We start from the raw sequence: 26,722 nt of genomic DNA, 5'->3' as shown, positions 1-26,722 counted from the left end.
TTGCGTCCTTTAATCAATGTTTGTTTAAAATACCTATAATGTTTGAGTACCCTTGTAAAACGTAATTGTTAGGATTTTGAAATAGCAATGAAATGTACACTTATAGAAATTCCCGTAAGTGATCTATTCCAGTAACTGTAAAGCAACAATACCAAACACATAAGTATTTATATTCCTTCTTCCCATGAGGTAGGGCGTGTTAAATACAATACTATTGCAGGAAGTGAAGAATTATTCCTTATATAAGAAAGCATGAACCCTTGAACTCAAAATGAACCTATGAAAAGATTATTGACTACCCTGTTTGTTTTAGCAACCATTAACATCAGTGCGCAAACTCCAACTAACATTGTGAAGGATACCGGTAATGTAGGAATAGGTACGACCCACCCAGCAGAAAAGTTGGAGATATCCTCAGCTGGCTTATCAAATATACAGCTTACACATACTTGGGATGTTTTAGGCCCGGTAGGGGCATTAAAATTTAATATGGCTGGAACTGACTTAGGTAAGATAGAAGTTGAAAGAACTATTCCCACTGGCAGGATGTCTTCCATGAAGTTTTTTGTAAGGAATTCTACATTATTTGAGGCAATGAGAATTGCAAATAATGGAAGCCTGGGAATAGGGACAAGTGATCCATCTGCAAAATTACATGTTGCCGGAGTGCAGGGTAGCCAATTTGCAAAATTTACGCAATCCAACGTTAACGCTGGTGATGGATTCTTGTTAATCGTAAATGGAACCAGTTCGCCCGGTAGCTTTATTCCCTCAATAATTGGCAGAACTTATGCGCCAGGTAGGCCTTTAGGGATCTCTATAGTTGGAGAGGCCGATGATCTGGTTCCACCTCCCGGTGATATTAATTTCGCGGCAGTTGTGTTGGATGGCAGAAGTAAAGGAGGTACCGGGCTTTCTAAGAGTAATGTGTTGTCGATAAATAATTATGGTCAGAGTTTAGTGATGGTAAAGGCTGATGGCAGCGTTGGCATTGGCACTACTGATACCAAAGGATATATGTTGGCGGTAAATGGTAGTGGTATTTTCACTAAGGTGAAAGTAAAATCTTATGGTGCATGGCCGGATTTTGTATTTTATCAAGATTATTTACTTCCGCCTTTATCATTTGTAGAAAGATTTGTTACTGAGAACAAACATCTTCCTGATATGCCATCTGCAAAAGAGATAGATACTGATGGTATGGATGTGGGAGAAATGAACAGGCTATTGTTGAAAAAAGTAGAAGAACTGACACTGTATATTATACAACTTAATAAGAAAGTAGACGCCCAGCAGGAAGTTATCTCAAAACTCAATAAATGAGATATACCTATTATTCGTTTACATTATCCTGGCAAAAGTTAATAGGATGCAGTCTGATTTTTGTACAACCAGCATGTGTCTCTAACGGGTTCTATAAAGGCGAGGATGGGATATAATTATTAACGCTTTATAATTTGAAATCTGGATTTATATGCGATCAATCTATGTTTTGTGCTGCATGCTCATAGTTAACCTTTGCTTAAGCACCAATTTGAGAGCAGGTACAATGTTAGCGGATACTACGGGACGATGGATAGGTCTTGGTACTACGGAAGGAGGAGCTCCATATACTTTATACTATTACAAATTATTACAGGTAAACGGTGCTGCTCATAGATATGCTTCCATTATTGAATTAAGTGTTCAAGGTAATGCCAATTACTTCGACAGACAAGGAACTTACAGGATAAGAGTGGATAAATTTGAGAATACCCCAGGAAGCAGGTTTGATGGACTAGAAGTAAAATGCATTTCGGGTAACCCTGGTGTAGCAAGCTTCTATGTTTTTAATGATGCACTATGGGTAAGGTCCAATTTTCAATGGGGAAGTTTATACTACCGGACAGTCGCAGATTTTGGTAAATCACCGTTGAATGCTGCTCCCTACGGTCAGACCATTACCGCTCCGGTTGGATTTGTAGCAAGCAGCATTAACTATGGGTTGAAATGTGATTTTGACAATAATAAATATTACAAGCTATCCTATGAAGATGTACAAGGGAACCTGGCTGTAGCAGGGAAAATCGGCATAGGAACGGCACCTGCCTATACTTTACATACTGTTGCCAGCAACAATTCCGGAACCTCGGCTGCATATTTATGGGGGGAATTCTATGGAGTTACCGTAGGAATATTGAACACTACTGCGGCTCAACATGCATTTGCAGTTTTGAATAATGTTAATGCAAACGGTTCAGGTGCAACTGGAGGGGGCAAGGCTTTATTTTTTGTATGAGGAGACGGAAATGTAGGGATTGGAACAAATGTTCCCAAGGCTAAGTTAGCGGTAAACGGAGACGTACTAGCAACAAAAGTGAAGGTGACGCAGACTGGCTGGCCTGATTATGTATTTCATCCGGATTATGAATTACCCTCTTTGCAATATGTAGAGCGTTTTATCAGGGAACACCGGCATTTACCGGGTGTAGCTTCAGAAAAAGAGATTTTGAAAGATGGGTTGGATCTGGGAGAGATGAATAAAACGCTGTTGCAGAAAATTGAGGAGTTGACACTGTATGTTATTGATTTGAAGAAGGAGGGTGCGTGGCAGCAGGAGGAGATTGATGGTATGAAAAACAAGTGAAGAAATGAGCATGCAGGTAACCTGTAAAGTAAGCGTCGTTTTAAGTGAAATGATCATCACTGTTTGATATATGATCTATAATATAACAATTGGTTATTGGTAATAAACGTAAGCATATGAAATTGTTTTTATCCTTGATAATAGCATTTTTAAGTGGGGTGAGTAGTAGTCTGATGGCGCAGGCGCCTATAAGTGTAGATGTGGCAAGAATGGAATTTAAAGCCAGGCAAGTGGTATCACCTGCGCCAGAGGCAGCGGAATTGGGAAAGTATGGTAATACACAGGTAAGCCTTTTTACAGGGACTCCTAAGATTAACGTTCCCTTGTATGAACTTAAAGGTAACAGCCTCTCCATTCCTATTTCGCTTAATTTTAGTGCCTCCGGTTTTAAACCTCAGGAAATGCCCACCTGGGTGGGCCAGAACTGGTCCTTAAATGCAGGGGGAGTAATATCGCATGCTGTACGTGGTAATCCTGATGATGATCATTACTATGGAGAATCACTCGATTTGCCTTCGAGTAGCGATCTGTTTGCTTTTCAGGATCTTTTGCGTACCACTAAAAAAGGAGAACGGGAGCTGGAGCCGGATCTTTATTTTTACAACTTCGGTAATTATGGTGGTAAATTTATTGTTACCCCTTTCAATGAAGTTGTTAAAAAGGAAATGGACATGCTGAATATTGGTGTGATCTGTATTTCATGTGGTACCAGCAGTAGAATTTCCATTACAGATGATAAAGGGAACAGCTACTTATTTGCGGATCCAGAGGAAACCAAGATGGACTTTGGTGATGACCCGGAACTAGATCCGGCGACTGTACGCCACTATACATATATGTCCAGTTGGTACCTGAGCAGTATTACTTCGGCAGATGGGCATGAAAAGATGCAATTCGAATATTATTACACAGCGGAAAATCCTATTGATGCTCAAAATAGCAATAGATCGATTACAAGAACCTATACCAATGTTGTGGAGATAAATGGTTCTGGTGGCTCTAATAGCCACACTAATGTTGATGGATCGTTATTTGCACCAACGGGACCTTTCACAAAGGGGAAGCGGAAATTTCTGAAGAAAATTACACTGAGCAGGGATAACAATATCATTGCATTTATTGATTTTGTATCAACTACTGACCGTGCTGACAATGATTTTCCCGGTAGTCGTTTATTGCAGGGTATTAATATTTACGACGCATCCAGTGGGGTAAATAAACTGGTAAAGCAGTATAACCTGGGCTATGGGTATTACAGTAATAATAATAACACCTTTATTAAAAAAAGGCTAAGGCTGGATACTTTACAGGAAAAAGCGACTATGACCGGAACGGTTTCTCCACCTCCTTATCTTTTTGAATATTATATGACAGGAAGTATGCCGGAGAAGTTTTCTACTTCCCTTGACCATTGGGGTTTTTTAAATAATGCAGGAAACAGCAGCGTGATACCTAATGTTACAATACCTAATGCTCCGGATCCGAATGATGCGCTGATGGGAGGAGGTGCTGATCGCGAACCGGATATCGACGGATCTTCCTATGGCATGATCAAAAAGATAACCTATCCAACTAATGGTTATACAACCTTCGAATATGAATTACATGATGCTACCAAACATGATGGTTCTAGACGTGTGCTGGGAGGTGTCAGGGTGAAAAAAATAATAGATTATGCCGCCAGTGGACAATCAGCTATGGCCAAGATATATAATTATTTGCTTGGTAATGGAGCTTCCAGTGGCAAGTGCGATGAAGCATTCCCCAAGTATATTACTGCCTCGACCTATCGGAATTATGAGCCGCTGCCATTTATGGGTACTTACATAGCTGGTAGTGGTAGCTTTACTGTAACGGGAAATTCAGTTTTCGGATTAGGGACATTTCAGGGAGGACATATCGGATATTCCATGGTGACGGAATCCCAGATTGATTTATCTAATAATCAACCCTTAGGTAAAACGGTATATAAATATCACCTGGGTGCACTAAATGAATTTGATGAAGATATAGCCAATGGCGATCTGGAAGCAACGTATGTTTATAGTAATAGTGGCAAATTATTATCAGAGCAATCTAATACATATAGTTATAAGATTCTAAATACAATTACAGCCACACAGGTTAAACCTGTTGAGAGCCAGTCGAGTAAAACACTTTATTGCAAAACACAGGATAGTGAAGGGTATATTTCTTATACGAGTTATTCAACCAACCCTGGTTTGCCGAATAATTGCCTGGCGAGCAGAAAGTATCCCACTTTTTTGTATGCTAACAATTATTCTTTCAGGGCGCAGCAAAAATCTTTGGTGAAGCAGATTGAAAGGAAATATGATCAGCAATCTGATTCCTATATTACGAATACCATTCTTAATACTTTCGATAACCCTGATCATATATATCCAACAAAAATTGAACAATATTCATCTGGTACCGAAGAGGTGGTAACCCGGAAGAAATATGCAGCAGATTATAGTGGATCGAGCACAAATGATGGTGGAATTGGATTATTAAAAAGCAAAAATATAAATGGGGCGGAGATAGAATCTTACCAGTACCGACAGGATACTACAGGTCAGAATAAACGTGTGTTAACCGGTACCATTACCAATTATGGAGCTGACCTGCAACCTGTGAAGTTATATCAATTAGAAACGAATGTTCCTTTAAGTAACTTTCAGGAGTCAGCATTAACATCCACGGCGCTTACAATGGATCCGCGGTATAAATCATTAGCTGGTTTTAGTTATAGTAATGGTGTAATTGTTGCGCAACAGAAAGAAAAAGATGTTGCCAGAGCCTATATATGGGATGGTAATAACAGCTATCCCATTGCTGAAATTATTAATAGCAGTACACCTAAAGCAGCATATACCAGCTTTGAAGAAGCTGGTGGACTTAATACGGGTTGGGGTTTCACCAATATTGTCACTAATAGCACGGTAGCTTTTACGGGAAAAAGTAGTTGTAATCTAACTACTGGCGGCAGTATTGACAAATTATTGTTAACGGCAACAGATAAACCTGTCATCACCTCATTCTGGTTGCAAAGTGGAACCGTTACATTATTAAGAAACGGAGCATCGCTTTCTCCTGCAGTGAGTGAACCGGTAAGAAGGGGATGGACATACTACGAATATAAGCTGCCGGTTGGTACAATGAATATTAATATCAGAAGCAGTAATGCAGTATTGGATGAGCTCCGCTATTATCCGGAAGATGCACAAATGACCACTTACACCTATCTCCCTATGGTGGGTATGAGCAGTCAGACAAATGCTAATAACCTGACAACTTATTATGAGTATGATGGTTTGAACAGATTAGTTAATATCAGGGATGAAAACAATAATATTCGCCAGAATTATATATATAACTATGGTCCAGGTATCTCTGTAACACCTGCGTCTCAGACTCTATTTTATAATAACGTTGCCTCTCAGCAATTTACCAAAAATAACTGTACCGCAGGTGAGCCTACTGTCGAGACCTATCTTATATCATATGGTAAGTATGTTTCTTCAATCAGTCAGGCTGATGCGAATACAAAGGCGCAGGCAGATATTACAGCTAATGGGCAGGCGTATGCCAATAATGTAGGATTATGCTGGTTCTATAATGTAAGTGTTTCCAAAAGATTTATTAAAAATGATTGTGCGCCAGATGTAGGGAAGTTTTATATCTACGATGTACCGGCCCGTAAGTGGCGAAGCACGGTAAGCCAGGCAGCTGCAGATCAGCTTGCACAGGATGACATTAACACAAATGGGCAGGCTGCGGCTAATCAATATGGTAGTTGTGGGTGCTCAGGTGAAGATAAAAAATTGATTGATGGAGTATGTGAAACGGGGGTTAAAAATTATATGTCGAGCCAATACATCAGTGCTGGAAAGTATTTGTGTACCTATAACTATAGCTTCAGTGATGGTACGCATACGCAAAACTATACGGAGTATTCTCCTACCCAGTGCACAAATATTTAACAGGTATTAATCCGCCTTTATGAAAGTCTTTTATAAAATTACAGCAATTTCCCTGTTCCTGTTTTCCCGAATGACGGTAGTTACTGCCCAGGTCAGTACAAGTAGCAACTATATTATAAAAACAAATGTAAATGTTGGAAATATTACCACACAAGCCCAGACAGATGCATTGACGGCAGAAAACAGGAACAAAACAGTTACTTATATTGATGGTCTGGGACGTCCGTTTCAGACTATTGCGATACAAGGCAGCGTCGATAAGAAGGATTTGATTACACCTGTAGAATATGATGCCTTTGGACGATCTGTAAAAAAGTATTTACCCTATACTGATGTGTCAGGCACCGTTTATGGCGGAATCAGAACTAATGTATATGCAGATCAGGCTGGTTTTTATAACCCGGCAAATACGACTGTTCAAAATGTGGTGAGAGAAACAAATCCTTATGAGCAGAGTTTCCTGGAATTCTCCCCCCTGAACAGAGAACTGGAGAAAGGGGCAGCAGGGAAAACCTGGCAACCAGGCAGTGGGCATGGTGTTCTGCTGATGAACACTATTAACACTGTTGCAGACTCTGTAAAGAAATGGATAATAAGCGGAACTTCTTTGCCAACGGCAGCTACTTATATTGCTGGTGACCTTTTTAAAACTATTACCATTGATGAGCAAGGTAAAAAGGTAATAGAATACAAAGACCGGGAAAATAAGGTAATACTTAAGAAATTGCAATTATCTGATAATCCTGGTAGTGCCCATGTTGGCTGGCTTTGCACTTACTATGTATATGATGATTTCAATAACTTGCGTTATGTAATTCCCCCGAAAGCGGTAAGTGCGATATGGTCTAACTGGTCATTGGCAGCGACCAACATAGTGAGTGAGCTTTGTTTTGTGTATGAGTATGATGCTAAAGAAAGAATGATTTCAAAGAAAGTGCCAGGAGCTGCTGTTACGGAAATAGTGTATGACGTGAGGGATCGACCTGTATTTATGCGTGATGGAAATCTGGCATTAAAGAATACCTGGCTGGTTACTTTCTATGATGTGCAAAACAGACCCACTATGACCGCTTATTACCTGGCTCAGGGTCAAACACGGCAAACTCTGCAAACTGCTATGGATAATAGCACGACTACATCTGGTAGCGTGTCATATACTTTTCCGGGTATAGAGGATCTTGTGGTGGCTAATAATGATGGCAGGCCTATTTACCAGGCACGTAAAAGTATAACGTTGGAGGGCGGCTTTGATTCAGGCACTAATTCAGAGATAACTGTACAGGTGGATCCTGCGTTGACAGAAGGATCACAAGTGCTTGCCGTGAATAATCCATTGCCCAATATAGATAATAACCTGTTAACCCCGCTTACATACACTTTTTATGATGACTATACCTATAGTGGTGTGCTGGGAGCAGAGTCACAGGACTTTTCGGCCCCGAAGGCAGGATTGGGTGCAATACCTGTCACTGTAAATGCATTTAGCAAAATGACCCGGGGGCTCGTAACAGGAACCAAGGTTAAAGTATTGGGTACAAGTCAGTGGCTTACCACCAGCACTTATTACACAGACAGAGGACAGCCCTTCCAGGTTGTTTCTGGTAACATAAATGGAGGAAAGGATGTTGCCACCAGTTTGTATGATTTTTCTGGTAAAGTGCTGAGTACTTATGTGAGACACAGGAATCCCCGTAGTGCTATTACACCTGAAACCAGGATTTTAACCACACTAGATTATGATCATGCTGGTCGTGTATTAGGGATAAGTAAGAAAATAAATGATGTCGGTAATCCGAAATATATTGTGCATTCCAGATACAATACGCTTGGACAGTTGACCACGAAAACGTTGGGAGATGACCTGGATAGCCTCGTGTATGATTATAACATCCGGGGTTGGTTGTTAGGCGCCAACAGAAATTTTGTAAAAACAGTCAACTCCTACAACTATTTTGGTTATGAACTGGCATATGACCAGGCAGGAGCTATTATTTCCGGGACGAACTATACAAAGCCCGCTTTCAATGGGAATATAGCAGGAACCATCTGGCGTAGTAAGGGAGATAAGATAAGCCGGAAATATGATTTTGCGTATGATAATGTTAATCGTCTCTCCCTTGCTGATTTTAATCAGCAAAATATTGGCAGTACTTCCTGGTCAAAGGATAAGGTGGATTTTTCTGTTAGCGGACTTAGCTATGATGAGAACGGTAATATAATGTTTATGAAACAACAGGGCCAGATTGGCGGTCTACCAGTGCAGGTGGATGATCTTAAGTATGGATATACCAGCCTAGCGCCAACAAATAAGCTGACTTTTGTAACAGATAGAAAAAATAATGCACAGAGTACGTTGGGAGATTTTAAGGAAATTACTAATAATGAATCGCAGGATTACTGGTATGATAGTAATGGAAACCTTATTAAGGATCAGAACAAGAATATAACTGCTATCAGTTATAATCATCTGAACCTGCCGGAGTTGATAACAATAGCAGGAAAAGGCTCTATTCAGTACATCTATGACGCAGCCGGTTCGAAATTACGCAAGATTGTAAATGATAATACCACTGCCACTGCTAAGGTCACAACAACAGATTACATTGCAGGGTTTGAATACAAGAATGATTCACTACAATATGTTTCTCATGAGGAAGGTCGTGTTCGCACCCTGTTCAAGACAGGTCAAGCTATACAATACTTTTATGATTATTTTGAGAAAGATCATTTGGGTAATGTACGTATTGTATTGACAGAACAAACTGATACATCTGTGTACGTTGCCTCAATGGAAACGGAACTTGCTGCAAAGGAAAATACTTTATTTAGTAATGTGGACAATACCCGTGCAGTTAAACCGGTTGGCTATCCAACAGATGAAAGTGCGGGCAGTAATAAATCGGTCTCCAAACTCAACGCAATAAGTGGAGGCAAAAAAATAGGCCCGTCTATTGTTTTGCGTGTAATGGCTGGCGATACCATACAAATTCGGGCGAAAGCATTTTATAAATCCGTGAGACCACAGGAAAAAGCATCTTCAGTAGTACCTGTGGAAAGCATGTTGGCTGACCTCGCACAGGCATTTAACAGTAATGCCTCCACTGGAGGAGATCATGGAGTGACTTCCCTTGATCAGCAAACACCATTCAATAGTAATTTTTATAATAACGATTATCAACGTCTGAAAGAGAAAGATCCGGATGATTCAAAGTTAGACAGGCCCAAAGCATATCTTAATTTTGTTTTGTTTGATGACCAGTTTAATATGGTTGATGAGAATAGTGGTGTAAAACAGGTAAAAGGAGAGCCGGATCAATTGCAGACGTTGGCCCAGGATAAAATGGCCATTAAAAGGAATGGTTTTTTGTATGTTTACACCAGCAATGAAAGTCCCCAGGATGTATATTTCGATAATGTCACAGTCATGAATGTCTCAGGGACATTGTTGGAGGAGACACATTATTATCCGTTTGGACTCACAATGAGTGGGATATCTTCAAATGCGCTCAAAGGAAGTAATTACTCAGAAAATAGGATAAAGTATAATGGGAAAGAACTACAAAGCAAGGAGTTCGGGGATGGCTCAGGCTTAGAGTTGTATGATTATGGAGCGAGGATGTATGATGCTCAGATAGGACGGTGGCATGTTATAGATCCTTTAGCAGATAAGATGCGCCGATATTCCCCTTATAATTATGCGTTTGATAATCCGATAAGGTTTATTGATGCGGATGGTATGGGTCCTGAAGATATTATAATTCGTGGTAATCAGTCGCAACAGGCTTTTAAACAATTGCAAAACTCGACAAATCTGAAATTGTCACAAGATGATAATGGCAAAGTTACTATTGCGGGAGGTAAAGCAAAAACAGGTGCTGATAAAAAGCTTCAACAAGCTATTTCGGATAAAAATACTACAGTAAATATTAATGCCTCTTCCGATAATTTTACTAAAGATGGAGTCGCAATAGTGGGAGGTGCATTTTTAGGAAATACCACCTTTGCCGGAGGCAAAGATGATGGAAAAGTAGAGGCTCAACAGCAAGTAAATCCCACTCAGCTGGCTATTGTGGATAAGGTTACTAATTCCAAGTCTGGGGTTTCGATGCTACACGAAGTGTTAGAGGCATTTATTGGTGGTGAAAAATACCCTAATTCCCCGGCAGCTTTAAGTACCAACACTGATGCGGAAAATGCTAATTTTACTAAAGCTCATGATGAAGCGGTTAAAATAGACCCTAGAAAAAAAGATGATATTGACACAGAAATTAAAGGGCGTGTAATATTTATCAAATACAATGGCAAAGAAAAGCCAATCAATAACTTGGAAAAAAAATAATGTAATGAGGAAGATAATTCTAGTTCTATATATAATTTTTAATTTTTCTTATAGTTCCCAAGGTCAGACAAACGATACCCTTTCGGCTAAAGTAATATGGATTAAGAATTTAAAGGAGTGCTTACTTATTGGCGTGGTTTCATCCTGTAATATGACTGATACAAGTGTTCTGATTTCTGCCATAAATGGTAACACTAATATAAGAAAAGGGGAAAAAATACAAGTTGGCCAAACCTATATATTGGTTATTGAAAAGGATATAGTCATTGCTAGTCCAACAAAAAGAATGTCAGTCAAATTTAAAAACACAATTGTCTGGACTAATGAGGAACCATATAAGCTAAAACCCAGATTATGTTTAAATTGTATTGGAGAGTATATTAAATAATGAAAAACGTATGGACAGACACATAAAACGACATAAGCCCCAGGCTTATGTCGTTTTATGTGTTAAAGGCTTTTTTAAGTTGATAAACTGGATTAAAAATCCAAGGAATTTAGTCTTTATTATCTTGATGATAGTAATAGCGATTTATGGCATAATTAATAATAACTTAGAAATTATTATCAAGGTTTATATAGGCATGTTTTTATTTGGGCTGTTGGTTGGTGGGGTTATTTATCTAGCCAATAAGTTATTTAAATAATCAACGTGCTAATATTATATTGGAAAAGAAGCCGTAGTTATCCTGCGGTCCTATATAGCTATACAGTATTCGTATTTGCTTAGGGATAGGTTTTATGGGTGGTGCTTTATCCTCCCTCAATAATCTCTTTACCTGCTACCCTAAATTGCCAATAAATTTCCAATCCCTTTTCTGTATATTTGAACGCAACAATGTTCCGTTAGATCCTTTGAACAAGCGACACTACTTTATGAGATTCAAAAAAGCATTATCTATTCTTATTTTCTCCTTAGGACTACTAATGCTCGCATTGCGCCCCTATAGTGTGTTACAGCTCGTAAAACAACAAGGGATGTCGGATCATCCTATCAAGATCAGCACTTTATTACAACGATTGGTCACCAAGAAAGATGAGCACCCGTATCTGGTAAAAGGAGAGACAGCAGAAGAACCGGCCGGCAAAGTAAAGATCAGCCTGCCTATGCAGATATTGATATTTCTTTGCGGGCACATGTTATCTTTATTAGCACTGCTTGCAAACAGGAATAATATTGGGAGTATCACAACCGTTTTTCAATTATGTCCTGAAAATAGTTACTACAAGCGATTATCGCGATTCCAGATCTGATCCCCCAATTCCCATCTTTATAGCCAGGCGCAAGGATAGTATTCTTCCCTGGAAATTCTCTGTAGGGTCACATGAGTGGCACGGTTTAAACACATCAAGCAAAAATATTGAACAAATGAAATTATCTAGTATAGTCATCTCCGGTATTATATTAATGGGATGTATCTCTTCCTGTAAGCAAAAGCCGGCTGTTCCGCGTTATGATCACGTAATTGTAGTAATGGAAGAAAATCACAGTTATGATGAAGTGATCGGAAGCGGTATTGCTCCTTATATTACTCAACTGGCCAAAGAAGGGGCGCTCTTTACGGATGCGCATGGTGTAGTGCACCCCAGTCAACCCAATTACCTGGCTATTTTTTCCGGCGGTACACAGGGTGTTCTGGCGGATGAATGTCTGCAGGACACACTCCCTTATACCACGCCTAATATTGCTGCCTCAGTGATCAGAGCTGGATTTACTTTTAAAGGATTTGCAGAAACCATGCCCTCAGTAGGGTTTTTAGGTTGTGATAACCAAAGAAGTACCCTGACAGGCTCTAAATTATATGCACGTAAACACGCCCCCTGGGTGAACTGGCAGGGAACACAGGCGAATGGTATACCTGCGGAGGTGAGCCGGCCTATGACCGATTTTCCCAAAGATTTTAACGAATTGCCCACCGTATCTTTTGTGATACCGGATATGGACAATGATATGCATAATATCGGAACACCAGGCGATACGGCTGCTATTCAGCGTGGCGATACCTGGCTCAAAAATAACCTGGAAGCATATGTAGAATGGGCTAAAACACATAACAGCTTACTGATCCTTACTTTCGATGAAGATGACTTTAAAGAAGTAAATCATATTCCTACCATTTTTGTAGGAGCAGGGGTTAAACCAGGCACTTATGATGAAAAGATCAATCATTATAGTGTATTACATACCATAGAGGCCATGTACAATTTGCCGGTGGAAGATACAAACAGTCAGAAGGCAATTACGTCTATCTGGATGAATTAATAGGTAGCAACGAAACTTTGAAGACCTGCGCACTGCGCGGGTCTTTTTTTTATATGCATAATGTCCGCCCTTAACAGAAAATTCCGAACTTCGTCGCGTTACCCGGTTTATTCATCTTATACAATAATGGATATGTCTACAGAATTTCCTGCTAAAGCCACTGTTACGCAAACCTTCACGCAATCACCGGAAGCTGTTTTTGATGCCTGGCTGGATACCGGGATGATCAGCCGGTTTATGTTTGGCCCTGCACTTCGTGACGAAGAAATTGTAAGCCTTAAAACGGATGCGCGGGTTGGAGGCTCATTTTCCTTTATTGTGCGCCGCAAGGGAATGGAAATTGATCACATCGGTGAATATCTTGAAATAGACAGACCCCATCGCCTGGTCTTCACCTGGGCAGTGCGGCAGGACCTGCCCGATAGCTCGCGTGTTGTCATCAATATCACCCCGGCAGGAACGGGTTCAGAGCTAACACTGACGCAGGAAATGCCTGCCAACTGGGCGGATTTTATTGATTCAGCTAAGGGGGCATGGTCGAAAATGTTAACGGCGCTTGCCGGAATACATTAGCAACTTCCTATTTTATACGGAAAGAGCCTTCTGTTATCTGTACCTTTTTATCAGACTTACTACTGGCTGCAATAAAGTGAAATGTTCCTTCTATCCATTCTCCATCCCGTTTGGTAATGGCTACTGCGCCGCTTTCTTTGTCCAGCAGAATGACGTTTCCATCTTTATCTATAAGCGTTTTATCGTTGGGAAGATAAATGTCGGCGCCATATTCTCCGCCAAGAGTTAATTTAAGGCCTTCCTGCGACTTCTTCGTTATTCCCGGTATGCCAATATAGCCACCATCTTCTGTGTAGCCCAGCGCCCTGTTTATTCCCTCTATTGGTCTCATGGATACGGCCACCCAGTCTTTCCCATCTATCTTGGCTTTCATATAATAGCCGCTGGCCGAGGTAGCAACGGTACCTGGGGTATGCTCTTTCATAGTGGTTTGTATGTCATTCTTTACTTTTTCTGCATTACTTTTTTGTTGACCATTACAGGCAAGGAGTGTACAGATAAATACCGGTAGTAATGAAAATGGTTTCATAATGATAAGATTGATTTTTTGCACTTGTATCAGTTAAATGAGATATTATACCGTAGCAAATTTAATCCTGACCGGTGCGGCTTCATAGTAAAAAACCGGCATCTTTCTACAAAAAAACGGGAGAGGAGTGACTAGAGGGCAAAGTCTTCCGGTGCAAAGTCACCGGGATTAATGCCTAAAAAGCGTTGAAAGCTTTTAATAAGGTGCATTTGATCGTAGTAATTAAACTCGTAGGTTAAGTTGGTCCAGTTTTGACGGGGGAAATCCATTTTATAGCGTAACAGGTTTTCAAATCGTACCATATTGCTGTACAGCTTAGGGGTAGTGCCTATTTCTTTTACAAAATTCCGTTCCAGCTGGCGCTCCGATAAACATACTTTCCGCAGGAAATCTGCGATACTGGCGGGCGCCTTATCGGTAAATATCAGCCCTGTCATCTGCTCTATTGCCTTTGAGGGATATATTTTATGCTGCCTTGCTGCCAGGCGTAATAAGTAAGGCTCAATGATACGGATGCATCCACTTATATGCCGGCACGCCATCAGTTGTTCCGTTATTTCTCCGAAAAAAGCGGCATATAATAATTGCCCGTCGATGGCCTGGTTACAGAAAAGGTTGGCAGGCATACCTAACAGCCGGTATAAACCGGTGGGTTTAAATTTTATGGTAAAGGATACAAAACGACCACTGATAGAGATCGTATATTTTTTATGGGTACGGGGCCCGCGTATAGTGCAGGGTGTAAATGGTGCTACTTGTTTTGACTGGTAATCTACTGTTTCAAAAGGATCGCCCAAAAAGAAATCAATAGAGCTGCTAACGCGCAGCGGCATGGCCTTAACAACAGGCTGACTTTGCGGCACCGTGAATGCCCTGAATACATATTCAGCTACATATACCTGGAGTGTTTCAGCAGGAAGCTGCTTTTTTACAACTGGGGTGAACGCGTCCATGAACGATGGGGTATAAATGTTAATGGAAGTTAAGCTTTTTGAGTGGTAGTTGTACGGAAACAGGAGTGCTATGGAGGAATTTCTGAAGACGGTTTTTGTTAATACAATCTATTTCACAAATTAACAAGAAACTGGCCAGGTTAAGCAATTAATTTTATTTGATAAAAAGGTCGCAGCCCATTGAGTTCGGGAATAACCGAAGATACTGACTATGGAAAGTGGTAGTTGAAATATAATCTGCAAAATATATTATTGTTAAGGGAATGAAATATGAAAAATATGAGCCTCTGTTGATTTCAAAGGATGCGCTCGAATTTAAATTTATCAGCGAGGGACCTAAAGGAGAAATACAGAAAGTAGTCCAATTTATTGAGACAGCGGATGCAACTATTTATAACCTGGCTTTTGGTGATTTAACTCCTGATGGTGAAGTTGATGACCATATAAAAAATGACAACAAGGATAGGAATAAAATCTTAGCTACTGTTGCTGCTACGGTATACGAATTTACAGCACATTATCCCGATAAGTTTATTTTTTTTACTGGCAGTACTCCCGAACGGACACGGCTTTATAGGATGGCTTTAGCAATAAACCTGGAAGAGCTTAATGGTGATTTTGAGATATATGGTGTCATTTTGACAAAAGGGCTATATTATGTTGCTCCCTTCATTAAGGGGGAAGCTTTTTTCGGGTTTCTTATTAAGCGGAAAATTGTTTAATTTTACTATTATGAAAACAAAGAAAGCATTGAAAGGGGCATCAACCATGGGGGTGAAAGTGAGAAGGGATAAATCCCTGGATAAGTTTTCAGGAAAGGTACTGTTTCCTGAAAAATTGGAAGAAGCCAACAAAATTGTTTCCAAACTTAAATGGAAAGCAACCTGAACTCAAGTATGAGGTATAATATGTAATTATAAAAGCCATCCTTCGGGGTGGTTTTTATTTTTTGGTAACCCACTATCATCTTTCCCATATTTAGTGTATCATCCAATCAACGTACGTAGTAATACTGAAAATAAAATCTCCGCTCTTTCACTAAGAATAAAACCCGCCGCCAGCACTACTTTTGTGTGCTAAAAATTAATATTTACCATGAAAGTATTACACGGAAAATTCCTGTGCACCATGATGTTGACCCTTGGTTTATTAGGAAGTTGTAAAAAAGACAATGATAAACCCATTGTCAGTTATGAGCTGGATGCAGCTGCGTCTGTAGCAGAATGGAAAGGATATTTAATGACAGGCTACTTTAATGAAGGCTCCATTGGCGTGGCAAGTACGGCGTTAAGAGTTGTGAACGGAAAAGTGAAAGGTGGTTCCTTTGTATTGCCTTTAAGCTCTATAAAGAACTTCAATCTTCCTACGGAGGATTTAAAAACGCAATTGATCGAACACTTGCAGTCTGATGCTTTTTTTAAAATGGTATTATACCCGCAGATAACTTTCGATATCACTTCCGTTGCGCCTTATACCAGCGATGCCAAAGAGGACTTGACGGGCGCTAATTATACCATTACCGGTAATCTCACGATGGTGGGCAAAAGTTTGCCTATCAGCTTCCCGGCAAAAATTACCATTGCAGCAAAGAAAATAACGGTAACAGCAGCTATAAAAGTGGATCGCACCAAATGGGGCATCGATTACGCTGCTGCACCTGAGCTGCCGGATGATCAGCGTATCCTGCATAACATAGATATTCACCTGAAGCTGTCCGGTAAAGCAAAATAAAGGGTCTTACCAGGCAGCAGGCGCAATTATTACCCAAAATGTGGATGATATTGTTATTACTTCCACAACAGATGATCAGTATACTCACGGATTGGCAGCAGATTTGGTTTCGGCCAATGCTGCCTCGTCCGGTTCTTTTTGCAGGTCGCGGTCCAGGTTGTACAAAGCCTCACTGGTAGCCTTTTCACCACCGGCAACTTTGATCTTATCCAGCAGATTTAATGCAAGGGTTTCTTCTTCTGTTTGTTCTTTTACAAACCATTGGAGGAAATGCCAGGTAGCCCAGTCGCCTTCATCAAAGCTCATCTTTACCAGTTTATAAATGCCTGCGGTGTTCCCGATTTCCTGCTGGAATATCTGTTCAAAACAATTTTGTATACTGGTAGGATCCTTGGGAGGCTTGGGTATGGCCTCTATCTCCGCCTTGGCGCCTCTTTCCATGATGTATTCCAGGAATTTCATCATGTGATTCCGTTCTTCATTGGCATGCCGGAAAAGGAAATTGGCAATTCCACTGAATCCTTCGGATGTGGCCCAGGCAGCATAAGACAAGTATATCTGGGCTGCGAGTGCCTCCTGGGTCATTTGTGTGTTCAGCCCGGTTTGTAAGCTGGAAGAAAGCCTGTTCTTTTTCATGAGTGAAGTTTTTATAGTCATTCAGATAAATTATTTCGGGGAATAGGGAGCCGTCTCTCTTTAATACTTTGTTGTATGAAAACTGGGTGCGCAAGGATGGTGCCGTTATTGTAAATAATTTCCAATCCTGGAATTTATTACTATCTTTAGAGGAGATATCCATCTTCATGATATCTGTATAATATTCTTTGCTGCATCTAAGCAGCTTCCTGCCTTTATTCTTTCCATGGTTTTTTTATTTGCATTATTTATTGATCTATTAATAAAATAACCAACATCGAATTGCTATGAAAAAGAAGGGATTTCTTATTGACATGGATGGAGTAATCTACAAAGGCAGCGAACCTATTCCGGGTGCTGTGGAATTTATTAATGGCCTCAGGGATAAAGGACTTCCTTTTCTGTTCCTTACAAACAATAGCCAGCGTACCAGCAGGGATGTCTGCTATAAGCTGAATAAGATGGGTTTCCGGGTAAATGACACCGATATCTTTACCTGTGCTATGGCAACAGCCAGGTACCTGGCGTCAAAGAAGGAAAATGGTACCGCCTATGTTATTGGTGAAGGAGGCCTGCTTACAGAGCTTTATAATGCAGGTTATTCTATTGTTGATGATCAGCCTGATTATGTTATTATAGGAGAAGGCAGAACAATCATGCTGGAATCTGTTGATAAGGCGATTAATATGATTATGAAAGGCGCCAAATTAATTGCTACCAACCTCGATCCTAACTGCCCGATGGGTGGTGGGAAATATCGCGCAGGATGCGGAGCACTGGTAGCAATGCTGGAATGTGCCAGTGGTATAAAGGCTTTCAGCGTTGGTAAACCCAGTCCTGTTATGATGCGCATGGCCAGGAAAGCATTACAGTTAACAACCGATGAAACAGTGATGATAGGAGATACGATGGGTACGGATATCCTGGGAGCCGGATCAATGGGCTTTACCACCGTACTCACTTTGTCCGGCGTAACACATGAAGATGACCTGGTGCATTTTGGGTATTCTCCCGATTTTATTATTAAATCTGTGAAAGACCTGCTGGATGAAGACCTGTTTATGCGGGTAATAGGAAATCCACAACTGGCCGGCGCCATCTGCTAGTTATACCGCTTGTGACCAGCTTTCTTAAAATTTTATACAATTCAATATTAATAGTGTAACACCTTCCCCCTTTATACGGCGTAATTTTGTGAGAAATCAGCAATTATGTCAACAACTATATCAGTAGAAAAGGGATCTGCGGCCATCAGGACGAAAAGGACGGATGTTACAAAGGAAACATTTCCCGTACTGGAAATGACATGTGCAGCCTGTGCTATTAGCGTGGAATCCATGCTCAAATCCCTTCCTGGCGTAGGTGATGCCGGCGTAAATTTTGCCAACCAGAGTGCCTGGGTGGAATATGATCATACAAAAACCACCCCGGAAGCACTGCAAAGTGCAGTCCGCTCTGTTGGTTACGATCTGCTCATTGAGAAAGAGAACCAGGACGAACGGAAAGAAGAAGCGCAGCAGCGTCATTACCGGGAGGTGAAACAAAGAACGATCTGGGCGTCAGTACTGTCAACACCCATTGTTATTATCGGGATGTTCTTTATGGATATGCCTTATGGTAACTGGATTATGATGGTGCTGGCAACACCGGTTGTCTTTTTCTTCGGAAGGAACTTTTTTGTAAATGCCTGGAAACAGGCAAAGCACGGGAAAGCAAACATGGATACCCTGGTAGCATTAAGCACCGGTATTGCCTGGTTGTTTAGTGCTTTTAATACCATTTACCCCGAGTTCTGGCATCAGCGCGGACTGCATGCCCACGTGTATTTTGAAGCGGCGGCGGTGGTCATCGCATTTATCTCACTGGGTAAATTATTGGAAGAAAAAGCAAAATCGAATACCTCTTCTGCCATAAAAAAATTAATTGGCTTACAGCCGAAAACCGTGCTGCTGGTAGATGACAGCGGTCATACCCAGGAGATTCCTATTGCCGATGTGAAAGTGCAGGATCTGTTGCTGGTAAAACCCGGAGAAAAGATCCCTGTAGACGGTAAGGTGGTTAGCGGAGAATCATATGTTGATGAAAGCATGATCACCGGCGAACCGGTGCCCGTTGCCAAGAGAAACGGCGACAAGGTTTTTACAGGAACGATTAATCAGAAAGGCAGTTTTCAGTTCAGGGCGGAAAAAGTAGGAGCAGATACTATGCTGGCGCAGATCATTAAAATGGTACAGGAAGCGCAGGGCAGTAAAGCGCCCGTACAAAAGCTGGTAGATAAAATTGCCGGCATCTTTGTTCCGGTAGTCATTGGTATTGCTATCCTTACTTTCTTATCCTGGATGGTATTTGGAGGCGATGACGCCTTCACGCATGCCTTGCTTACGGCTGTTACGGTATTGGTGATTGCTTGTCCCTGTGCGCTTGGTTTGGCTACTCCTACGGCAATTATGGTGGGTGTTGGTAAAGGTGCGGAAAACAATATCCTGATAAAGGATGCTGAAAGCCTGGAACTGGCACATAAAGTAAATGCCATCATCCTGGATAAAACCGGCACCATTACGGAAGGTAAACCTGTAGTAACAGACCTCATCTGGCATACAAATAACAAAACACTTCAGCTCAGTAGTTCTATTCTGTACTCCCTGGAGCAGCAGTCAGAACATCCGCTTGCAGCAGCAGTGGTAACCCACCTGAAGGAAGGCGCCGTGAACCCGGTAAAGCTGGACGTTTTTGAAAGTATTACGGGGCAGGGAATAAAAGGTATGTATGAAGGCTTGCATTACTATGTTGGTAACAGAAAGCTGATGAATGAAAACCACATTGTTACAGACAAAGAACTGGATACGAAGGCAGCTGCCTTACAGGAAGAAGCCAAAACGGTCATCTATTTTGCCGCTGGCACCACTTTACAGGCTGTTATAGCTATTGCGGATAAAATAAAAGCAACTTCTTCCAAAGCCATTGCAGCGTTGCAACGCGATGGAATAGAAGTGTACATGCTGACGGGCGATAACGCTCATACGGCTGCTGCCGTAGCCAGGAAAGTGGGGATCAGCTCCTATAAGGCGGAAGTATTGCCGTCTTACAAGGCTGCCTTTGTAAAAGAATTGCAGCAGGCCGGTAAAGTGGTAGCAATGGTAGGTGATGGTATCAATGATTCACAGGCGCTGGCGCAGGCTGATGTGAGCATCGCAATGGGGAAAGGCGCTGATATTGCCATGGACGTAGCCAAAATGACATTGATCACTTCCGACCTGAATAGTATCCCCAAAGCATTGAAACTGTCACGGAAAACGGTGAGCACGATCAAACAGAATCTTTTCTGGGCATTTATCTATAACATTATAGGTATTCCCATTGCAGCCGGTGTGCTATTCCCTATAAACGGATTCCTGCTGGATCCGATGATTGCAGGAGCCGCCATGGCGCTCAGTTCTGTGAGTGTTGTCAGTAACAGTCTGCGGTTAAAAGCCGCGAAATTATAATAACAATCATTAATCATACAAAAAAAATATACGATGGAAACGGTACAATTTAAAACCAATATTAAGTGTTCAGGATGTATAGCGAGTGTAACTCCGGTGTTGGATGAACTGGCAGGAAAAGATAACTGGGAAGTAGATCTGTTAAGTGCGGATAAAGTGCTGAAAGTATCTACCGGTCAGGCAAACGAGCAGCAGATCAAAGCAGCGATAGAAAAAGCCGGATATAAGGCAGAGCAGATCGCTTAATTTGTTGAACGGGCGGCGTAACAGCCGTCCGTTTTTATTTTGTTGAAGATGTATCCGCAAAATATCCAATAAAAAATAAGCTATAATTTACACCATACCGGCAGCACTTCAGCGTTTATCCCTGAACGCTTTGGGAGATACGCCCATGATTAATTTAAATGACCTGGAGAAACTGTATTGGTCCAGGTATCCCATTTCCCGCGCAATTTCTTTTATCGTAAAATTGGTTTCTTTCAAGAGCTGACTGGCTTTCTGCATGCGCAGGGAGGTGAATAGCTGTATAGGGGAGTAGCGTGTTTTCTCTTTGAAAAGCGCAGACAGATAAGAGGGTGATATACAGATTTGCCTGGAAAGGTCTGCCAGCGTGAGGTTCTGATCCAGTTTCTGTTTCATGATCTGTATACATTGTTCTATGATATTATCCGCTCCTTTTTTCATGTAATTGAAAACGGTCAGCCGGAAGGTGCCCAGGAAACTATGGAAACGGAAATTGGCGTACAACAGGTTTTCAATATTGTTCATGAGATCCAGGTGATGAAGAATATCATCGAACTGTGCATTCCTGCCAACGAGTGGTGGTATGGTGCGTGGCTTCAAACCAGTACCCAGGTAACTGTATATTTCATCCGCCAGCTGTCCGGAGAATTGTACGGCATAGATCCTCCAGGGATCATCCGGGGATGGTCCGGCACGGAAAGGCATTTCTTTGGGAAAGATGAGGTATTGATTGGTTTTAATAACTGTTTTGTTCCCATCGATTTCAAACCATCCTTTGCCATGCGCGGCATATAATAAGGTGTAAACAGGGGTATCTTTTAGCTCGCTAAACTCTCTTGCAGCTATCTCCGGATAAAAGCCGATGGTGGTGATGAAAAGATTTTTCCCCAGTGGATGCTTTTCCAGCCTGCGTTTCAGGTGGCCTGGTAAAATCCATGTTGATGGTGTGTTGGTTGCCTGGTGGTTCATTGCCATAGTAATTTAAGCTATTCTTTCCGTAACATACAACATTGTTTGATTGATAAAAAATGCCAACCTTAGCGGAAGATTAACAGACGAAGTATTTTTTTGTTTTTCCACGTAATGAATCAAAATTATCAACCAATAGCGTTCGGATATGCACCACTTGCCTTTAATTGATCTGGCTGTAATTGTTATTTACCTTCTTTGTATGATTTTGGTTGGCCTGTGGTTTTCCCGGAAAAACAAAAGCGCCGCGCAATTTACAACCGCATCCGGAAGCATTCCGGGCTGGGCATTGGGACTTTCTTTGTACGCAACCTTTTTAAGTAGTAATACATTCCTGGGTGTGCCGGGAAAATCATTCGGCAGCAACTGGAATGCGCTTGTATTTAGTTTATCCATGCCGTTGGCTGCTTTTATAGCAGCGAAGTATTTTGTACCATTCTATCGGCATAGCGGCGAAGTAAGCGCCTACACACATCTGGAGCACCGTTTCGGCCCATGGGCAAGAACATACGCCATGGTGTGTTTTATTCTTACACAGCTCGCGAGGATGGGCTCTATTTTTTTCGGAGTGGCGTTGGCGTTACAGGCATTGACTGGTTTGGATATGCGTACCATCATGGCAGTTACCGGGGTTTGCATTATTGTATATACCGTGCTCGGTGGGATGGAAGCTGTTATCTGGACGGAAGTAATGCAGGGTGTTGTTAAAACTGTTGGCGCCCTGGTTATACTGGGACTGGTAATCGTGGGTATGAAAGATGGTGTGTCAGACATTTTCCGGATTGGAATGGCAGACGGGAAATTTTCAATGGGGAGTTTTAACCCGCTGGATTTCGGGTCCTCTACTTTTTGGGTGGTTTTCCTTTATGGCTTTTTTATGAACCTGAATAATTTCGGTATGGATCAGAATTATGTGCAACGCTATCATGCCGCCAGGTCTGAGAAAGAAGCGTCGCGCAGTATCTGGTTATGTGTATACTGGTATGTGCCCGTAAGTATCGTTTTCTTTTTTATCGGCACTGCTTTATACGCTTATGCACAGCAGCATCCGGAAGCTATACTGGCAGTAAAACAACAGGTAGCTACAGAACGGCATGTATCTGTGGAGTCCCTGGTACCGGCGGATTACGGAGATAAAGTATTGCCCTGGTTTATGGTGGAGAAAGTACCAAAAGGCCTGATGGGTTTAATCGTGGCTGCTATTTTGTCTGCTGCTATGAGTACCGTGAGCAGCGGTATGAACAGTTCTGCTACCGTTTTTCTGAAAGATATTTATCAGCGGTATATCAATCCTTCGCCCAGCCCTAAAAAGGAAATGAGGGTGTTATATATCGCCACCACTATTTCCGGTTTACTGGCTATTATATTCGGCATCGCCATGATAGGGGTGCAGAGCATCCTGGATATGTGGTGGGAATTGTCCGGCATATTTGCCGGAGGCATGCTGGGATTATTCCTGCTGGGACTTGTGTCAAAAACAAAGAATGCTACGGCGGTAACGGCCACCCTGGTAGGTGTGGCAGTCATCATCTGGATGTCACTTTCAAAATATCTGCCTGCTACATGGGAGCAATTCCGCAGTCCGATGCATGTGCATATGGTCATTGTTGTAGGCACCTTATCGATATTCCTGGTGGGCATGGTGCTCACACGGATAAAACAATTGAAAACCTCTAAATCTTAAACCTGTTTGTTATGCAAAAGAAATTTGTACCAGTAATGATCACACCTTTCAACCTGAAAGCACAGATTGATCTTAATGTGGTGGAGCAGCTGGTAGACTTTTACCTGGACGCTGGTGTAAAAGGCTTTTTCGCTAACTGCCTGTCTTCTGAAATGTACAGCATCAGTGAAGACGAGCGCCTGGAGCTTACAAAGCATGTAGTACGCTATGTAAATGGCCGTGTGCCGGTAGTAGCTACCGGATCATTTGGTCTGACAATAGCGGATAAGGCAGTCTTTACACAAAAAATTTATGATACCGGCGTTGATTCAGTGATTATGATCACAGGGCATTTTGCCAATGTAGACGAGTCAGACGATATTCTCCTGCAAAGATTTGAACAATTATTTTCCCTTACGGGAGATATCCCACTGGGTTTGTATGAATGTCCGGCTCCCTACAAAAGGGTCATAACACCGGCCATTCTGAAAACACTGCTGGCTACTAACCGCTTGATTTATCATAAAGATACTTCCTGTGATGTGGAAAGCGTACGTGCTAAACTGGCCGTAACAGCCGGTAGCCGGTTGGAATTTTATGATGCACATACACCAAATGCAGTTGCTTCCATGCAAATGGGTGCAGTAGGTATGTCTGCTATCGCTGGAAATTTTTATCCTGAAATACTGGTATGGCTTTGTAATCATGTAAATGATGCAGACAAGCAGGAAGAAGTACGTTGGATACAGGCAGAATTGCAGAAGGTAGATCCTTTGATCCACATCGCTTACCCGATGAGCGCCAAATATTTCCTGCAGTTACGTGGTGTTCCTGTACGTACTATCAGCCGCGCGCATGCGCTGGAACTCACGCCAGATCAGAAACAGGCATTACAACAACTTCACCGTACTTTCAAAGGTTGGTGCGAAAGATTACAGATCAGGGAAGTGGTAACAGCTCCTTTATCACATTAAATTGTTGTTATTTCCCCTGCAGATTGATACGAAGGCAGAAGGCAATGTGTAGTTTAGAGAAAGATACTTATCCCTAATTCACATAATCAATGACAACCAGCACTCATTATCCGCAGCACGATGACCAGTACCTGTGGGCCCTGCTCTCTAAAGGAGATCGGGAAGCCTTCGGGGAAGTATACCGGCGATACTTTCCGTTGCTCTTCCGGTATTGTATCCGGTTTACTGTGGACCGTGGACTGGTAACTGATATGTTGCAGGATTTCTTTTCGCAGTTATATCAGAAGAGCGCAGGGCTTTCATTTCCTGAAAATCTGAAAAGCTATCTGATGGTATCTGCGAGAAGAAAGCTGTTCCGCTATCTTCAAAAATCTGCACAGTTGCCTGCCAGCCTGGATGAGAGCACTTTTTCGGCATTCGCACTGGAGCTTTCTCCTGAAAGTATCCTGATCAACCGTCAACATACAGAACATACTACCAGGCGATTACAGCAAACACTGAATTCGCTGACACTAAGACAAAAAGAAGCCATTTACCTGCGTTTTTATGAAAATCTTACCTATGAAGAAATAGCAGGTGTAATGGTATTGAAAGAAGTAAAGTACGCCCGTACCTTAATATATAGGGCCATTGCAGAATTAAAGGAACTGCTGGCACCAGAAGTATCTGCTTTAATGCTTCGTTAAAAAAAACTTAAAATTTTTTTCATTTTCCTGAGGGTATTTCCCCGGCTTTTGACTCTTCTTATTATACAAGGAACTTTTTTATGAACTATCGTGAATACGACGCAGCGGACCTTGCTGCGGATGCCTCTTTCCAGGCATGGGTGCTGAATGATAATGCATATGCTGCCACCTTCTGGGAAGGCTGGCAGGCAGCGCATCCGGATAGGGAGCAAGTGTTGCACGAAGCCAGGGCATTGGTGCTGGTACTAAGGTTCCGGACCAATGAGGCCACTGTGGAAGAAATGGAAACCGTAAAGCATAGGATAGATCAGTTACTGAACGATACCGTTGTTAAAAAAAATAACGGAAATCCGCTCAGAAGATTGCACTATGTCCTGGGTGCTGTGGCTGCCAGTTTGTTGTTGCTTGCCGCAGGGCAGTACTATTGGAAGGCTGATGTGCCGGAAACAACATTTGTTCAGACGGGTTTTGGCGAAACAAAAATGTTGCAATTGCCCGATGGTTCTGTGGTACAGCTAAATGCCAATTCTTCCATTTCCTATCCACGTAAATGGAAAAAAGAGCTGGCAAGAACAGTGACACTTAACGGAGAAGCTTACTTTAATGTGTCAAAATCACCCGCCGGATTAAATCCGAAATTCCGGGTACTGATGCCGCAGGTAACGATTGAAGTAAAAGGAACCGCATTCAATGTATATAGCCGGCATGACAAGGTGAATGTGCTCCTGGAAGAAGGAAAGATCGTGGTGAATGACAGCCTGAATATGAAACCCGGCGACATGATGTCGTTTTCTACCGGTCAGCATCAATGGCTGAAAGGAGATGCCACCCAGCTCACTGCCTGGAAACAACACCGGTTAGTATACCGGGATGAACCACTCATAAATGTTGCACAGCAATTAGAGGATATATATGGATACCACGTTGAATTTAAGGACAAAAAGATGGAAGGTCTGCTGTTTACCGGCGCAGGCCCTGCTGATGATCCTGCACTGCTGTTAAAAGCCATAGCTACCGTGCATCAGCTGAAAATGAAACAAAGCAATTCAGTAATCATTTTTGAATAAGG

The 26,722-nt window shown here is 41.8% G+C and carries 23 protein-coding genes; 19 read left to right on the top strand and 4 right to left on the bottom strand.

The genetic code is table 11. The features are described from left to right. Window positions 1-279: 279 nt before the first annotated feature. The 9 genes from ABQ275_RS13490 (at window position 280) to ABQ275_RS13450 (ending at window position 13,784) form a co-directional block, all read left to right on the top strand. The gene (locus ABQ275_RS13490; RefSeq protein WP_349313661.1) at window positions 280-1,323 is read left to right on the top strand and encodes a hypothetical protein; all 1,044 of its coding nucleotides are present in this window, start codon (window positions 280-282) and stop codon (window positions 1,321-1,323) included. A gap of 178 nt (window positions 1,324-1,501) precedes the next feature. Continuing rightward, the gene (locus ABQ275_RS13485) at window positions 1,502-2,278 is read left to right on the top strand and encodes a hypothetical protein (protein WP_349313660.1); all 777 of its coding nucleotides are present in this window, start codon (window positions 1,502-1,504) and stop codon (window positions 2,276-2,278) included. Between the two features lie 84 nt (window positions 2,279-2,362). Continuing rightward, a complete protein-coding gene (locus ABQ275_RS13480; protein ID WP_349313659.1) occupies window positions 2,363-2,626 on the top strand; it encodes a hypothetical protein in 264 nt (87 codons plus the stop codon). A 116-nt stretch (window positions 2,627-2,742) separates the two neighbouring features. Continuing rightward, complete coding sequence (locus tag ABQ275_RS13475; protein WP_349313658.1) at window positions 2,743-6,609, top strand: DUF5977 domain-containing protein; 3,867 nt, start codon at window positions 2,743-2,745, stop codon at window positions 6,607-6,609. Window positions 6,610-6,628: 19 nt separating this feature from the next. Then, complete coding sequence (locus ABQ275_RS13470) at window positions 6,629-10,948, top strand: DUF6443 domain-containing protein (protein WP_349313657.1); 4,320 nt, start codon at window positions 6,629-6,631, stop codon at window positions 10,946-10,948. Then, a complete protein-coding gene (locus ABQ275_RS13465; RefSeq protein WP_349313656.1) occupies window positions 10,908-11,336 on the top strand; it encodes a hypothetical protein in 429 nt (142 codons plus the stop codon). The genes ABQ275_RS13470 and ABQ275_RS13465 overlap by 41 nt, the downstream gene beginning before the upstream one ends. 488 nt (window positions 11,337-11,824) lie before the next feature. Next, window positions 11,825-12,202, top strand: a complete 378-nt coding sequence (locus ABQ275_RS13460) for a hypothetical protein (RefSeq protein ID WP_349313655.1) — start codon at window positions 11,825-11,827, stop codon at window positions 12,200-12,202. 115 nt (window positions 12,203-12,317) lie between these two features. Continuing rightward, window positions 12,318-13,211, top strand: a complete 894-nt coding sequence (locus ABQ275_RS13455; RefSeq protein ID WP_349313654.1) for an alkaline phosphatase family protein — start codon at window positions 12,318-12,320, stop codon at window positions 13,209-13,211. A gap of 132 nt (window positions 13,212-13,343) precedes the next feature. Next, window positions 13,344-13,784 (top strand): SRPBCC family protein, encoded by a 441-nt coding sequence (locus ABQ275_RS13450; RefSeq protein ID WP_349313653.1) that lies wholly within the window; start codon window positions 13,344-13,346, stop codon window positions 13,782-13,784. Between the two features lie 7 nt (window positions 13,785-13,791). Here ABQ275_RS13450 and ABQ275_RS13445 read toward each other — a convergent pair whose 3' ends face one another. Together ABQ275_RS13445 and ABQ275_RS13440 are read right to left on the bottom strand one after the other, a co-directional pair. Then, window positions 13,792-14,313: a hypothetical protein gene (locus ABQ275_RS13445; protein ID WP_349313652.1), complete on the bottom strand. Its 522-nt coding sequence runs from the start codon at window positions 14,311-14,313 to the stop codon at window positions 13,792-13,794. Window positions 14,314-14,444: 131 nt separating this feature from the next. Continuing rightward, entirely contained in the window at window positions 14,445-15,266 is an 822-nt protein-coding gene (locus ABQ275_RS13440) for a helix-turn-helix domain-containing protein (protein ID WP_349313651.1), read from the bottom strand. A 263-nt stretch (window positions 15,267-15,529) separates the two neighbouring features. Here ABQ275_RS13440 and ABQ275_RS13435 point away from each other — a divergent pair, with 263 nt between their 5' ends. The 3 genes from ABQ275_RS13435 (at window position 15,530) to ABQ275_RS13425 (ending at window position 16,997) form a co-directional block, all read left to right on the top strand. Next, a complete protein-coding gene (locus tag ABQ275_RS13435) occupies window positions 15,530-15,988 on the top strand; it encodes a DUF6934 family protein (RefSeq protein ID WP_349313650.1) in 459 nt (152 codons plus the stop codon). A gap of 10 nt (window positions 15,989-15,998) precedes the next feature. Continuing rightward, window positions 15,999-16,154, top strand: a complete 156-nt coding sequence (locus ABQ275_RS13430; protein WP_349313649.1) for a hypothetical protein — start codon at window positions 15,999-16,001, stop codon at window positions 16,152-16,154. A gap of 207 nt (window positions 16,155-16,361) precedes the next feature. Further along, window positions 16,362-16,997 carry a YceI family protein gene (locus ABQ275_RS13425; RefSeq protein WP_349313648.1) on the top strand — a complete coding sequence of 212 codons (636 nt, stop codon included), beginning with the start codon at window positions 16,362-16,364 and terminating at the stop codon, window positions 16,995-16,997. An 84-nt stretch (window positions 16,998-17,081) separates the two neighbouring features. On the opposite strand, the gene ABQ275_RS13420 is transcribed toward ABQ275_RS13425, so the two are convergent. Beyond that, window positions 17,082-17,633 carry a ferritin gene (locus tag ABQ275_RS13420; protein WP_349313647.1) on the bottom strand — a complete coding sequence of 184 codons (552 nt, stop codon included), beginning with the start codon at window positions 17,631-17,633 and terminating at the stop codon, window positions 17,082-17,084. 287 nt (window positions 17,634-17,920) lie between these two features. Between ABQ275_RS13420 and ABQ275_RS13415 the strand changes: the two genes are divergently transcribed. The 3 genes from ABQ275_RS13415 to ABQ275_RS13405 all read left to right on the top strand — a co-directional run bounded on the left by ABQ275_RS13415 (window position 17,921) and on the right by ABQ275_RS13405 (window position 21,364). Further along, window positions 17,921-18,739 (top strand): HAD-IIA family hydrolase, encoded by an 819-nt coding sequence (locus ABQ275_RS13415; RefSeq protein WP_349313646.1) that lies wholly within the window; start codon window positions 17,921-17,923, stop codon window positions 18,737-18,739. Between the two features lie 105 nt (window positions 18,740-18,844). Beyond that, window positions 18,845-21,118 (top strand): heavy metal translocating P-type ATPase, encoded by a 2,274-nt coding sequence (locus ABQ275_RS13410; RefSeq protein ID WP_349313645.1) that lies wholly within the window; start codon window positions 18,845-18,847, stop codon window positions 21,116-21,118. A 33-nt stretch (window positions 21,119-21,151) separates the two neighbouring features. Next, window positions 21,152-21,364 carry a heavy-metal-associated domain-containing protein gene (locus ABQ275_RS13405; protein ID WP_349313644.1) on the top strand — a complete coding sequence of 71 codons (213 nt, stop codon included), beginning with the start codon at window positions 21,152-21,154 and terminating at the stop codon, window positions 21,362-21,364. 108 nt (window positions 21,365-21,472) lie between these two features. On the opposite strand, the gene ABQ275_RS13400 is transcribed toward ABQ275_RS13405, so the two are convergent. After that, the gene (locus ABQ275_RS13400; RefSeq protein ID WP_349313643.1) at window positions 21,473-22,330 is read right to left on the bottom strand and encodes an AraC family transcriptional regulator; all 858 of its coding nucleotides are present in this window, start codon (window positions 22,328-22,330) and stop codon (window positions 21,473-21,475) included. A gap of 202 nt (window positions 22,331-22,532) precedes the next feature. On the opposite strand from ABQ275_RS13400, the gene ABQ275_RS13395 reads away from it, so the two are divergent. The 4 genes from ABQ275_RS13395 (at window position 22,533) to ABQ275_RS13380 (ending at window position 26,720) form a co-directional block, all read left to right on the top strand. After that, on the top strand, window positions 22,533-24,014 hold the full coding sequence (locus ABQ275_RS13395; RefSeq protein WP_349313642.1) for a sodium:solute symporter: 1,482 nt from the start codon (window positions 22,533-22,535) through the stop codon (window positions 24,012-24,014). Between the two features lie 11 nt (window positions 24,015-24,025). After that, window positions 24,026-24,967 (top strand): dihydrodipicolinate synthase family protein, encoded by a 942-nt coding sequence (locus ABQ275_RS13390; RefSeq protein ID WP_349313641.1) that lies wholly within the window; start codon window positions 24,026-24,028, stop codon window positions 24,965-24,967. Window positions 24,968-25,056: 89 nt separating this feature from the next. After that, on the top strand, window positions 25,057-25,653 hold the full coding sequence (locus ABQ275_RS13385) for a sigma-70 family RNA polymerase sigma factor (RefSeq protein ID WP_349313640.1): 597 nt from the start codon (window positions 25,057-25,059) through the stop codon (window positions 25,651-25,653). 80 nt (window positions 25,654-25,733) lie between these two features. Next, window positions 25,734-26,720 (top strand): FecR domain-containing protein, encoded by a 987-nt coding sequence (locus ABQ275_RS13380; RefSeq protein WP_349313639.1) that lies wholly within the window; start codon window positions 25,734-25,736, stop codon window positions 26,718-26,720. The last annotated feature ends 2 nt before the right edge of the window (window positions 26,721-26,722 follow it).

This window comes from Chitinophaga sp. MM2321, from assembly GCF_964033635.1.
GTDB lineage: Bacteria > Bacteroidota > Bacteroidia > Chitinophagales > Chitinophagaceae > Chitinophaga.
Note: the sequence above shows the minus strand (reverse complement) of the source record. Positions and strands in the feature narration are given on the sequence as shown.